The 12,881-nt window shown below is 53.6% G+C and carries 7 protein-coding genes and 1 pseudogene; 4 read left to right on the forward strand and 4 right to left on the reverse strand.

The features are described from left to right. The first annotated feature begins 32 nt into the window (after window positions 1–32). The 3 genes from ABV298_RS22405 (at window position 33) to ABV298_RS22415 (ending at window position 6,420) form a co-directional block, all read left to right on the forward strand. On the forward strand, window positions 33–3,071 hold the full coding sequence (locus ABV298_RS22405) for a CBM35 domain-containing protein (RefSeq protein ID WP_353718388.1): 3,039 nt from the start codon (window positions 33–35) through the stop codon (window positions 3,069–3,071). Between the two features lie 294 nt (window positions 3,072–3,365). Continuing rightward, the gene (locus ABV298_RS22410; protein WP_353718389.1) at window positions 3,366–5,999 is read left to right on the forward strand and encodes a histidine kinase; all 2,634 of its coding nucleotides are present in this window, start codon (window positions 3,366–3,368) and stop codon (window positions 5,997–5,999) included. Next, a complete protein-coding gene (locus ABV298_RS22415) occupies window positions 5,908–6,420 on the forward strand; it encodes a HAMP domain-containing sensor histidine kinase (protein ID WP_353718390.1) in 513 nt (170 codons plus the stop codon). Before ABV298_RS22410 ends, ABV298_RS22415 begins: the two co-directional genes overlap by 92 nt. Here the strand turns inward: ABV298_RS22415 and ABV298_RS22420 are convergent. From ABV298_RS22420 to ABV298_RS22435, 4 genes are all read right to left on the reverse strand, one after another. Next, window positions 6,353–7,018, reverse strand: a complete 666-nt coding sequence (locus tag ABV298_RS22420) for a response regulator transcription factor (protein ID WP_353718391.1) — start codon at window positions 7,016–7,018, stop codon at window positions 6,353–6,355. The genes ABV298_RS22415 and ABV298_RS22420 overlap by 68 nt on opposite strands. A 112-nt stretch (window positions 7,019–7,130) precedes the next feature. Beyond that, complete coding sequence (locus ABV298_RS22425; RefSeq protein ID WP_353718392.1) at window positions 7,131–7,736, reverse strand: response regulator transcription factor; 606 nt, start codon at window positions 7,734–7,736, stop codon at window positions 7,131–7,133. Continuing rightward, window positions 7,714–8,181 (reverse strand): hypothetical protein, encoded by a 468-nt coding sequence (locus tag ABV298_RS22430; protein WP_353718393.1) that lies wholly within the window; start codon window positions 8,179–8,181, stop codon window positions 7,714–7,716. Before ABV298_RS22430 ends, ABV298_RS22425 begins: the two co-directional genes overlap by 23 nt. A 33-nt stretch (window positions 8,182–8,214) precedes the next feature. Beyond that, window positions 8,215–9,165: an NUDIX domain-containing protein gene (locus tag ABV298_RS22435; protein WP_353718394.1), complete on the reverse strand. Its 951-nt coding sequence runs from the start codon at window positions 9,163–9,165 to the stop codon at window positions 8,215–8,217. 228 nt (window positions 9,166–9,393) lie between these two features. Here ABV298_RS22435 and ABV298_RS22440 point away from each other — a divergent pair. Beyond that, a pseudogene (locus tag ABV298_RS22440) lies at window positions 9,394–12,841 on the forward strand (ThuA domain-containing protein). Window positions 12,842–12,881: the final 40 nt, after the last annotated feature.

Genomic DNA, 12,881 nt, shown 5'->3' on the forward strand with positions numbered 1-12,881 from the left:
CTATCTAAACATTAATCTGAAAATCATTCGGTATGAAGAAAATATTTTCGATGCTGGAAGGGACTGCGCTGCACCGCCCGTTCGGCAGGACAGCCGGATTTTGCCGGGCAACGCTTCACCTGTGCCTGCTGTTGTTCGCCTACGCGAATGCTTCCGCCCAAAGCTACGAGGCGGAGAGCGGTGTGCTCTCCAATGGCGCCGATATCCAGGGCTGCGGCAGCTGCTCGGGCGGCAGCCAGGTGGGAAACCTCGGCAACGGGGCCGTGGTGATTCCCGTGAACGTCGCCGCGGCGGGTACTTATAACCTGACCGTCACTTACAGCACCGGCGATCCCCGTACGATTAACGTAACGCCTAATGGCGGCACGCCGGTGGCCGTCTCCTGTCCGGCATCCGGAGGCTGGGCCACACCTGCGGCCATAACGGTAAGCATAGTTTTGAATGCAGGCAGCAACAGTATCCGGCTCGATAATACGTATGGTTACGGCCCGAATATCGACAAGATCGCATTCTCGCCTGCCAATCCGCCCGATATCCGGAGCATCGCGTTCGGTACGAACAACCGGATCGATTATGACCTTGCCAACGGACATTACTCAGTTTACTTCAACAATAGCAAGGTAATCGGCGAAGCTACCGCCAGTGCCAATTCCGACCAGGTGCACGAGAGTACCGACTTTACGGGCCGGACCTATTCGACGATGCCCATTACAGACGCATTCGGCAGCGGTACCAAGCATGTTATCACGATGACCAAAAGCGGGGCCATTGGTATGCAGCAGATATTTTACACCTATCCCGGAAAGGAGCATTTTTTTACCGAGCTGGTACTGACGGGCAATGGTTCCAATTGCTATAAAATGACGCCGCTGGTGTCCAATTACGTCGATATTCAGTCCAACATCGACCGCCGCGCCTTGTTCGTGCCGTTCGACAATGACGCCTGGGTGCGCTATGATGCGAAAGAGGTTCGTTACGCCAATTTTTTCAGCTCGGAAGCGGGTGCGATCTATGACAACGCCAGCCGGAAGGGCCTTGTGATCGGTTCGGTGGAGCATTCGGTATGGAAAACGGGCGTGAACCTCGTAGGCGAGGGCAGAAGCACGACCAACTATGTGGCCGTGGTGGCCGGCTGGACACAGGAGAGCGTTACCCGCGACAAACGCGGCCATGGCTGGGTGTCGGTAGGCCAAACCGCATGCCGATCGCCGCGCATCATGGTGAGCTACGACGCCGACTGGCGAAATGGCTTCGAGGCCTACGGCCAGGCGAATGCACTCGCCGAGCCGCGCTATGTTTTTAACTGGACGGCCAGCACGCCTTTCGGATGGAACAGCTGGGGAGCGATCCAGTCGTCGATTAACCTTCCCAAAGCCAGGTCGGTGGTCGATTTCTTCTCCACCGGCGCGCCCGGTTTCCGGAACAGCGACAGCACCCTTTACATCGATCTGGATTCTTATTGGGACAATATGTCGGGAGGCGGCCTGAACGGCAATTTCAGCGAGCTTACGGAATTTGCCGCCTATTGCAAAAGCAAGGGGTTCAAACCGGGCATTTACTGGGCACCGTTTGTGGATTGGGGTAAATTCGCCCGGCAAATGGAGGGCAGCAGCTACAACTATCAGGATGCCTGGACGAAAGTGAATGGCAATCCGGTTGAACTCGACGGTGCCTATGCATTGGACCCGACACATCCCGGTACGAAAGCGCGCCTGCAAATGGTAATCGGCAAATTCATAGCCTGCGGTTTTGAAATGATCAAGATCGACTTCCTGGGGCACGCGGCCCTGGAAGCGGACAGCTATTACGACAATACCATTCACACGGGCATGGAAGCCTACCGCAAGGGTATGGAGTACCTTATCGACCAGCTCGACGGCAAAATGCTCGTATACGCCGCCATTTCACCTAACCTAGCTACCGGGCGCTATGCACATATGCGCAGGATCGCCTGCGATGCGTACAAGGACATCAACGAAACCGCCTACACGCTCAACAGCACCACTTATGGCTGGTGGCAAAAGCATATTTACAACTACCTGGATGCCGACCATCTTGTTTTCGGCTCGCAAACCGAAGGTGAAAACCGTGCCCGGCTTGCATCCGGCATCGTGACCGGGACGCTCATTACCGGCGATGATTTTTCGACCACCGGCACGTGGACGGCCAGGGCGCAGGCGCTGCTTCAAAACGAAGACCTGCTGAATCTGGCGGCCGGAGGTACGGTATTCACGCCGGTTGAAGGCAACACGGGCAACCAGGCCAATGAAGTGTTTGTCAGGAACGCAGGTAACAGGTCATATCTGGCTATTTTTAACTACGGCGGAACCTCCAAAACTTTCAATATCGACCTGCAACGCGCTGGCATGAGCGGCACCGATAATTATACCACCCGTGAGCTATTCAGTGGCGCCACCGGTGCGCGCCAGGCGGCGACCCACGTGCAAGGCACATTTTCCATTACGGTACCGGCCGCAGACGCCGCCATCGTGGAGTTCAACGACACCGCCCTGCCCGTGACTTTCATCAGCTTTACCGCCGAAAAATCGAATACCGGTACATTGCTCCAATGGAAAACAGCCGGCGAAACGAATAACAGGGAGTTTATAATCGAGCGCAGCACGGATGGAAAGGTATTTAAAGCGATCGGCAAGGTGCCGGGTGCGGGCGATTCGTCCGTGGAAAAGCGCTATGCCTACCACGACCTCGCGCCGGTGACCGGCGTCATTAACTACTATCGTTTGAAACAGGTCGATTTCGACGGACACTCGGAAAAATCGGTGGTCCGGCAGGTGAACTACCGCAAAGCGGACGATACCAAATCGCGGATCAACATTTATCCGAATCCGGGTGCAGACGAGCTGAATATAAGACTCAACCAGTCGCTGGAAGGAAAAGTGGTGGTGCGGCTTGTGGACATGAACGGCAAATGCATGCTTTCCCGGAGTTACACCAACCCGTCGGAAGTTATTTCGGTGCCCGGCATCAGGCCCTTGCGTGCCGGGAATTATATCGTGGAAGTGGAATCGGCAGACGGGCTCGTACAGAATACTAAATTCAACAAGAACTGAGAATAGGTTAAATGGTAGTTTGGAAAATGGCGGAAGGCAGGGACTTTCGCCATTTTTTATTTTCAGGGAGGGAGCAGGCCGTTATCGCGCATCGATTGATGCAGATATTTTGTTTAGAAAAATTTCTATAAATTGTAATAATGCCTGATTTACATATAAGCAATAGTTTTACGTATGTCGGCCGTATCGATTTGGTAATTGCAATAGTATTGTTGTCATGAAGTAGTGTAATTGTATTTAAATTGCATACTGTATAAACTTCGTAAGAAATACCCCGACCCGCTCAACTCCGTGATGAAAACCCTCTTTTATGCGCTGATGACAGCCGTTCTTTGCGTGTGTCCGGCCCGTGCACAGCCGGGGCGGCCGATCGTTCTGCAGTTCAATACCGATAATGGCCTGCCTCAGAACAGCGTAAAGGACATTGCATTCGACGAATGGGGATTTTGTTGGCTCGCCACCGAAATGGGACTTGTACGCTACGACGGTCAACGTTTTGAGACATACGGTACCTCCGAAATCGAAGGTCTGGAGTCGGACAGGATAGAGGGCCTTACGGCCGACGCGCGCGGCACCCTCTACGCGCGGGCATACGGCGAGCAGGTCATCCGGATAGCTATTTCGGGAAAATATGCCGCACCCGCGCCGGTACTATTGCCCAAATGGTATGTTCACGTAGGCCTGCAAGGGGTAGCGGTGGATGAAAAAAAGATGCTGAAAAAGCTGGCCGATTTCTATAATCACCTCACCACCGGGCCATTTCTGTACGCGTCGAGCGTTTCCAACAGCGAGATATACCTTCGAAATCAGGACAGCCTGTTATTCATATCGCCCGGTCAAACCAGGCCGGTGAAAATCAGGACTTATTCCGGCCTGTACCCGCAATACACCTTGTTCGCCGGGCAGTTTCTGGTTTGCATTCTGCCGGGTAACCGGATCGAGGTGTGGAAAAACGGCCGGCTGCTGCCGCAGTACACGTCGGTAACCGGTCCGTTGGCATCCAACGCACAATTTCTGGCAGGGGATTTTTTAAGTTTTCCGGCTGCCGACGGCTTTTTCGTATATGTGGGCGCTGATCTTTACAAAGTTTCACTGCACGGCGGAGGTCTCCGATCTGAAATCGAACTGCAAAATATCCAAGTGCACGGATTGAGCAGCATCCGCTATGTGCCGGAGCAGGCCACTTACTATCTGGGCTCGTCGACGGACGGCCTGTTCAAAGTAAGGCGATCCCCGTTCGGTGGCCCGCCTGTGATGGTGCCGCCCCTGAACGAAAGCCTTTATGCCCAGGCATATTCGGGTGACGGAGGGCTGATCGTGAGGAATATGGTGGTGTGGCCAGACAAAGTACCCCGCCGATTACCCATTAAAAATGAAATTGCCTCGCTGCTTTTCACGACGGCCGACGGGCAGTTGTATTATGAACAGGACTTCACACTCCGGAAAATGGATATCCGGAGCGGACGGATCCGCGACCTGGCGGCTGTGGAACGCAGGCTTGTTCATATGAGCCCCGCTGGTGGAGGCAATTACTTTTTCGCTCAAAACAATGGATTCGCCAAACTGGTGAACGATAAGGGGGCCGGTTTCAAGGAATTTCCCGAGAAAACGAACATTCTGTACGCGAAGCAGCTGAGACCGTCCTATTTCCTGGTTTGCACGGAGAATGGCCTGAAATGGTATGATTACGAACGTAACCGTATCGATAAATCGGTTCTGGAATCGATGGCGATACGGACTGTGTACCTCGAAAAGGACGGCAAAATGTGGATTTCGACTTACGGAAAGGGGTTTTATCTTTTGCATAACAACAGGCTCCACCGGATGCCTTTCGGGCCGCGGCAGGCGTTGAAAACGGTCCACTCCTTTATCGAGGACGGTCATGGCTTTTTCTGGTTGCCGAGCAACAACGGCCTTTTCAAAGTAAGGAAAAGCGATTTGTCGGCCTATGCCGAAAGACGGCTCGAAAAGATCTATTTTTTTCGTTTCGAGCGGTCGGACGGCCTGCCTACCAATGAGTTCAACGGTGGGTGCGATCCGCCTTATTTGTGGTTGAAAGACAGCTTGTTATCGCTTCCTTCCATGAAAGGGCTGGTTTGGTTTTATCCCAACAAGCTGAAACCCTATTTTCCGTCCCGGGGAATTTTTGTGGATAGCCTGATGCTCAACAACCGGCCGGAGGACCTTCATGCGCAGGGCATTACCCTCGATCCGGATTTCAAACGGCTTTCCATTAAAATCTCCTCTCCGTATTTTGGCAATCCGGAGAATCTCGGACTGGAATACCGGGTAGCCGACCTCGATGCGGACTGGCACCCGGTGGACAAAACCGGGCAGGTGGCGATCAACAGCCTGCCCGCCGGGAATTACCGCCTGATGGTGCGGCGAAGCGGCGGCGTGCGCTCGTCGGGTCGGAATGCGCTGGAATTCGGGATCACCGTACGGCCATGGTTTTACAATACCTGGTGGTTTTACCTGTTTTGCATTTGCGTATCGGTGCTGGTAGGCTATCTGTTGTTCAAAAGAAGGCTTACCAAGCTGGAACGCGAAGCCGTGGCACTCGAAAATATCATTTCAGACCGTACCCGTGAGCTGAAAAGCGCCGTGGACGAGTTGGCCAGGTCGGAAATGGCGCTGCTGGAAAGCAATCGTTTCAAAGATCATGTCATTACCATGGTGCTCCACGATATGCGTTCGCCATTGCGGTTCATCTCGCTCATCAGCGGTAATCTTTTGAAAAACCACACGCAGCTCACGCCCCCCGGACCTGGACGCTTACCTGGGCGACCTTCATATGGGCACGCAGAACCTGCTGGGTTTTACCGAACAGTTTTTTATGTGGATCGGTACGCAGCAGCAAGGTTTCAAGATCAGCAGGGTATTGTTCGCGGTCAATGCGCTATTCGAGGAAATTGCTTCGCTGTATAAAGAGCTTTTCAAAGTCAATCATAACAAACTCACCATTGTATACACCGATCTCACATGTGTTTCGGACTATCAGATTCTTTCCGTGGTGATCCGGAACCTGATCGACAATGCCAACAAGAATACCCACAACGGAGAAATCACGCTTTCCTGTCATGAAGAGGGCGGCATGCTGCGAATCGCCGTTTCGGATACGGGTCAGGGGCTCAGCGACGAGCAGATCGCCCTTTTTATGAGCCGCGACCGGCATGCCGGCAACCGGGCAACGGGCAGCCTGCTCATCCACACGATGCTCGACTATATTCAGGGCAGCATTTCGGTGGTTAGCGGAGCGGGCAGGGGCAGCACATTCACGATTATCCTTCCGGATCTGCGTCAATCTGATACGTCTGGGCAAGATGGTTCAGTTCCAGCAGGTTCTTGATTTCCAGCTTATCGAAGACCCGGCACCGGAAACTGCTGGCCGTCGACGCGCTGATCGACAGCGCATTCGCCACTTCGAGCGCACCGTACCCTTTAAGCAGCAGAAGCGCCACTTCGAACTCGCGCTTGGAAAGCTTGTCGAACGGAGAATTGGCCGCATTGCCCGTCAATGCATTGGAGAAAATATCGCCCTGAGACCTCGAAATATACCTGCGGCCCTGGCTTACGGCGCGGATCGCTTCGGCAAGCACCTCGTCCGGTTCGGTTTTGTTGACGTACCCCAGGGCGCCGGCGCGGAAAAAGCGCATGGCAAAAACCTTGTCGGGCTTCATCGTTACCACGAGCACTTTCAGGTTGGGCCGGATGCCCAGAATATCGGGCAGCAGCGCCAGTTCGTTCGTTTCGGGCATGTTCAGGTCGGTAATGAGGAGGTCGAACTCGTTCTCCCGTACCTTCTCGATCACCTGACGACCGGTTTCGGCGAATTCGACGGCCACATTAAATCCAAGCACGTCCTTCACGACCATATGAAGTCCTTTGCGAACGAGCTGGTGATCGTCGGCTATGAGTATCGAGAGGGCCATAGTTGAAATGGGCATTTCAGCGCCACGAATCGGTCGTAATGGCGGAAATTATAGATTTCAAACTAAATAACAAAATGTGATACAAACCGTGCAAGTTACAGCGAGGCGGCAAGTTCGACGATGTTCATCACATTTTTTTCAGCATGATTGTCCGCTTGATCGTGCTTACGGTGCTGTTCCTGATTTTCAGCAACGCGGCGATTTCGGATGTTTTCATGCCGGTTACCAGCAGGGTGGCAACCTCGTGCTCGCGGGCGGAAAGCGTATTGGGCTTTCTTTGAAAGTTGTATTTCAAAAAATTGCGGATATAGGCATGGTTGATGGGGTCGAAAATGAACTCGTAGCCGAACTTTTGTAGCGTAGTTTGGCAAATGTAGGGCCTGGCAGCCAGCACGTCGCGGATACAGGCCTCGGCCTCGTCGTCGCGGCAGGCTTTCGAAATGCAGCCGATGGCCCCCGAAAGCATGAGCGACAATGCCTTTTTGTAGAGATTGTCGTTGTACATGATCACCCACCGGATGGTTCTGTATTTGGCAACCAGCCTGGAATCGATGCCGGCTTTCTCGTTCAGGCCGGCTACGACTAGGTCGATTTTATGTTGTGAAAGATATTGCGATACGCCGGAGATGGTATTCGTTTCGAAGAAAACGAAATCTTTCCCCAGTCCACCGAGAAATTCCCTGAGTCCCGTCAGGATCACGGGATGCGAATCAAATAAAACGACGTTGCGCATGGAAAGCGTGGATATCGAAATGGCGTGCGGACTGATGTGTCGCGTCGGTGAGCGCGCGGGTATAGAGGCAGGTATGGCGCCGCCTGGCGAGTACCGCCAAAATGCCTGTCCTGAGTTCGGCATCGACGCATTTCTTGGACATGCATGCGCCCGCGCCGAGGGTCATAAGGCCGATCGCATTTTCGGCGCCTTCTTCGGTGTAAAGCAGGGCTGTTTTTGAAAGCGTTAGCGAAAGTTTGCGGGAGTCAAAAGTACCCGGCTCATTCACGCTCAGGATAACGAGATCGAAATCGGACGAGGTCAGATATTTATAAAATTGATGCTTTGCCGCGGCTTCGGTGAGGTTCATCGGGAGCGCCATGTTTTCGAGCATGAGCCGGATTCCCTTACGGGTAATAGGGTGCATATCGAAAATTAATACTTTAAGAGGTGTGTCATGTTTCATTATCAGGGGTGTAAATTTTAGTCGGTACAAATATCACGCCCTGAAATTTCCCGATTGGTAGCTTTCTGCCGAACCGGTTGTGGCTTTGAAGCCACAAATAATCGTTTGCCCGTCGGATAGCGGACTACCGGCCCCAGCGGAGCGCCCGGCGGCCCGAATCCCGCTTTGCGTTCCGGAAGCGGAAGACCTGAAATTGTGTGAAATGGGGGAGCGAAAACCGGCTCGTGCGTCAAACGGCCGGCTCGGCAACTTCCCGCCGGAAACGGTACAGGTATGGGGCCTTATTGGCCGCGCCGGTGAATTTTTTTCAAGCCGTTCGAGCACATTCAGGTCGAGAATCTTTTTCTGGAAATTGTTGCGGGCAAATGCGCGGTCGTAAACCGATTCGTACAATTCCTGCAATTCGCGCATGGTGAATATTTCGGGCAAAAGGTTGAATGCGATCAGCTTCTGATCCAGGTAGAGCTGCAAGGTTTGCAGCGCGCATTTGATCATTTCTTCATGGTCCATGATCATCGAGGGTAATGCCCGGACGGGATACCAGTCGATGGACTCGTCCAGTTCGGTCTTGCGGGGTACCACCTTGCGGATGTCTACCAACGCATAGTACCCGATGGAAACGAACCGGCGGGTGATCCAGTCGAATTCCCGGCGGTTGAACTGCTTGTCGCCAAGGGTGTCCTTATTGAGTTCGATAAGCCGTTCGAGAAAGGTAATGTTGGTCCGCGGAGCGTCGCCGAACACCCTGAATTGTTCGAGGTAAATATCCTTGATGCCCGTGCGGTCTTCGAGAATGCGGCGTGCCGCCTGGTCTATTCCTTCGTTCTGGTAAACGAAGCCGCTCGGCAATGCCCAGAAATCGCCCCGGAAATTGAGCTTCGGGACAAGGACGCTGAGCTGCGATTCCTGGTAACCAAAAATAACACAGTCGATGGAAAGCTGCTGAATATAGTCCTGTTCGCTCAGTGAATGTAAATCCTTCATGAAATTTGCCAATTAGCTCCCAATATCGCAGATACAGCCTTCCTGCCCAAGGCACTGGCCGGAAACATTTGGGAACGTTACCGCTATAAATACCCGAAAAGCGAAAATGCGACCATTTATTGTATTGTTAAGATATTTAATGGTATAAATTTTATTGTCTTAAATATAGACAATAATCCTTTTTTCACCCTACATTTGTTTGTCGTTTAATTCAAACAACCTGACCAGATGAAGAAAAAATTACAGGGAGCGGCTGTGCTGTTTTACTGCGTGTGGCTCCTGACGGGCCACGCCCTCGCGCAGGCGCCCAAAATGCAGCTGCTGGTGTTCAGTAAGACCGCGGCATTCAGGCACCCGTCCATCGAGGCCGGGAAAAAAGCGCTGGCCAAAATGGCGACTGAGAGGGGTTTTGAAGTGAGCTTTACCGAAGACGCGGCGCTGTTCAGGGAAAGCAACCTCAAAAAATATAACGCGGTGATATTCCTGAATACCACCGGCGATATCCTGGATGCCGCGCAGCAAAGCGCATTCGAGCGTTACATCCAGGCGGGGGGAGGCTATGTGGGCATCCACGCCGCTACCGACACCGAGTACGAATGGCCGTGGTACGGCGCATTGGCCGGTGCCTGGTTTCTCGACCACCCCATGCCCGACAATGTGCAGAAGGGGAAGTTTATCGTGACCCAAAAGAACCACTGGGCCACACAAGGCATGCCCGACGAGTTCGAGCGGACCGACGAATTTTACAGTTTCAAAAATATTTCCCCGAAAATCAACGTAGTGCTCAAAATCGATGAAAAGAGCTACAAGGGCGGCAAGAACCCCGATTTTCACCCGATGAGCTGGTACCAGGAGTTCGATGGCGGACGGTCGTTCTACACGGCCATGGGGCATACCGACGAGACATTCGCGGAACCGCTTTTCCTGAATCACCTTTGGGCGGGAATTCGCTATGCAGCCGGTGGGGACGCACCCAGGCCGATTGACTTCTCCAAAGCCCGGCCCGAGGAAAACCGCTTTTCCAAAGTGATACTGGCTGAAAAGCTGGACGAGCCGATGGAACTCAGCGTGCTGGGCGATGGCCGTATCCTGTTCATTCAGCGCAAAGGCGAGGTGCTGTTGTACAATATCCAAACCAAAGAACTGAAAACCATTGCCAAACTGCCCGTCAGTACCAAATATGTGAGCAAGGAAGGGAAGGAATCGATGGGTGAGGATGGGTTGCTTGGGTTGAACAAGGACCCGAATTTTGCGCAAAATCACTGGATTTACCTCTACTATTCCGATCCGAACGAATCGAAGAACGTGCTTGCGCGCTTTGAACTGAAAGGCGACGAGCTGGACCTGACGTCGCGGAAGATATTGCTCGATGTGCCCACGCAGCGGGAAGAATGCTGCCACACGGCCGGCTCCATCGCCTGGGACAAGGACGGGAACCTTTACCTTTCGACGGGTGACAATACCAATCCGCATGGTTCCAACGGATATAGCCCCAGCGACGAACGGCCCGGGCGCCAGGCCTGGGACGCACAGAAATCGTCGGCTAATACCAATGATTTGCGAGGTAAAATTATCCGCATCAAACCGCAGCCGGATGGTTCTTACACGATTCCGGAAGGCAACCTTTTTCCCAAGGGAACGGCACAGACGCGCCCCGAAATTTACACGATGGGCCATCGTAACCCATTCCGTATTTCGGTCGATCAGCATACTGGCTACGTATATTGGGGCGAGGTTGGTCCGGATGCCGCCAAACCGGATGCTACCCGCGGCCCGGCCGGCCACGATGAGATAGGGCAGGCCCGCAAACCGGGGAATTTCGGCTGGCCGCACTTTGTGGGTGACAACAAGGCGTATAACAAGTATGATTTTGCGGCAAACCAGTCGGGAGAGAAATGGGACGTCGCTGCACCGACGAATAATTCGCCGAGCAATACCGGCCTGAAAATACTTCCGCCGGCGCAGAAGGCATTCATCTGGTATCCTTACGACGCCTCCCCTGAATTTCCCCTCGTGGGCGCGGGTGGGCGCAATGCGATGGCCGGCCCGGTATTTTATTCCGACGATTTCAGGAAAGCGCCGCGCGCATTTCCCGCCTATTACAATGGCAAATTGCTGGCTTACGAATGGATGCGTGGCTGGATTATGGCGGTTACCATGGATAAGGAAGGTAACTACGCATCGATGGAGCGCTTTATGCCCAGCTACAAGTTCTCCAATCCGATGGATATGGAATTTGCGGAAAACGGCGACTTGTACATGCTGGAATACGGTTCGGGCTGGTTCTCGGCTAACGACGATGCCCGTCTGATCCGCATTGAATACAACGGGGGCAACCGTAAGCCCAGGATCGAGATGGCTGCCAACAAGCAGGGAGGCTCCGCACCTTTGGCATTGAAACTCACCGCGGCAGGTACCGACGACGCCGACGGGGATGCATTGACCTATTCCTGGAAAATCACTTCCAAAAATGGGTTTGTCAAAACTATAAATAGCCCGGACGTACAGCTGACACTCGCCAGGACTGGTCTGTATAAAGCCACGTTGACGGTAAACGACGGCAAAGGCGGCGTTTCGACCCAGTCGCTCGATGTGACGGTCGGTAATGAAGCGCCTGTGCTGAGCCTGGATATGCCGGGGGCCAACAAATCGTTCTTTGTTCCGGGCAAGCCATTCCCATACGACGTGAAAGTGAAGGACAAAGAAGACGGCACGCTCGGAAGCGGTATCGATGCCGACCGCGTGGCCGTGAACATCGATTACCTGCCCGAAGGCTTCGATAAAGTGGCTATTGCCAGAGGACACCGCTCCGCCGACGCGGCAGCACAATTTGCCACAGGCAAAAAGCTCGTCGAGGCAAGCGATTGCAAGGCCTGCCACAGCATCAGCAAAAAATCGATAGGTCCCGCTTATGCCGACGTCGCCCGAAAATATAAAGGCAATGGTTCTGCGGTGGAAATGCTCACGAAGAAGGTGATCAACGGTGGGAGTGGTGTCTGGGGCGAAACACCCATGGCCGCGCACCCCCCAACTCTCGGCAGCCGACGCCTCGGAAATGGTAAAATACATTCTGAACCTTTCGGGCGATGCCGCCGAGAAGGCCTCGTTACCTGTCAAAGGCAGCTATACGGCTGCGTTGCCCGATGGCGACAAAGGCAAGGGCGTGTTCGTCGTACGCGCCGCGTACGAGGATAAAGGCGCCAAAGGTTTGCCTGCCTTGCGTTCCGAGCAGACATTCGTGTTGCGGAATGCCAACATGGACGTGCACGGATTCGACGTCTACGACAATGTCAACAAAATGTCCTACGGCGGGAATAACCTCGCTATTCCGTCTAAATCAGGGGCTTATGTGGGCTTAAAACAGGTTGATTTGAACGGCGTTTCGGCGATCAGGGTGATGGCGATGGCGCCCAAGCCGCAACTGAATGCGGCAGGAGGGAAAGTGGAATTGCGCCTGGATAGCCCGGGTGGCAAGCTAATCGGCGAATCACCGTTCCTGGAACCTTCGGACAAGCTGGATTTCAAACCGTCGACCCTCGATATACCCTTGAAACTCCCCGCGGCGGATGGCAAACCGCACGATGTATATATGGTATTTGTAAACCCTTCGAAGTCTTCCGGCAGTCTGATGGTTGTCATGAGTGCGCAGGCGGTGCTGGCATCCGCGGCGCAGTAGCCTATAATACTACATTCATGCAAATAGCGGCCCGCTTCTG

The sequence above is a fragment of the Dyadobacter sp. 676 genome (genome assembly GCF_040448675.1).
Classification (GTDB): Bacteria; Bacteroidota; Bacteroidia; order Cytophagales; family Spirosomataceae; genus Dyadobacter.

Coding starts and splice junctions, on each gene's coding strand:
- ABV298_RS22405 (WP_353718388.1), top strand. CDS start 33: ATGAAGAAAATATTTTCGATGCTGGAAGGGACTGCGCTGCACCGCCCG.
- ABV298_RS22410 (WP_353718389.1), top strand. CDS start 3,366: ATGAAAACCCTCTTTTATGCGCTGATGACAGCCGTTCTTTGCGTGTGT.
- ABV298_RS22415 (WP_353718390.1), top strand. CDS start 5,908: ATGTGGATCGGTACGCAGCAGCAAGGTTTCAAGATCAGCAGGGTATTG.
- ABV298_RS22420 (WP_353718391.1), bottom strand. CDS start 7,018: ATGCCCATTTCAACTATGGCCCTCTCGATACTCATAGCCGACGATCAC.
- ABV298_RS22425 (WP_353718392.1), bottom strand. CDS start 7,736: ATGCGCAACGTCGTTTTATTTGATTCGCATCCCGTGATCCTGACGGGA.
- ABV298_RS22430 (WP_353718393.1), bottom strand. CDS start 8,181: ATGAAACATGACACACCTCTTAAAGTATTAATTTTCGATATGCACCCT.
- ABV298_RS22435 (WP_353718394.1), bottom strand. CDS start 9,165: ATGAAGGATTTACATTCACTGAGCGAACAGGACTATATTCAGCAGCTT.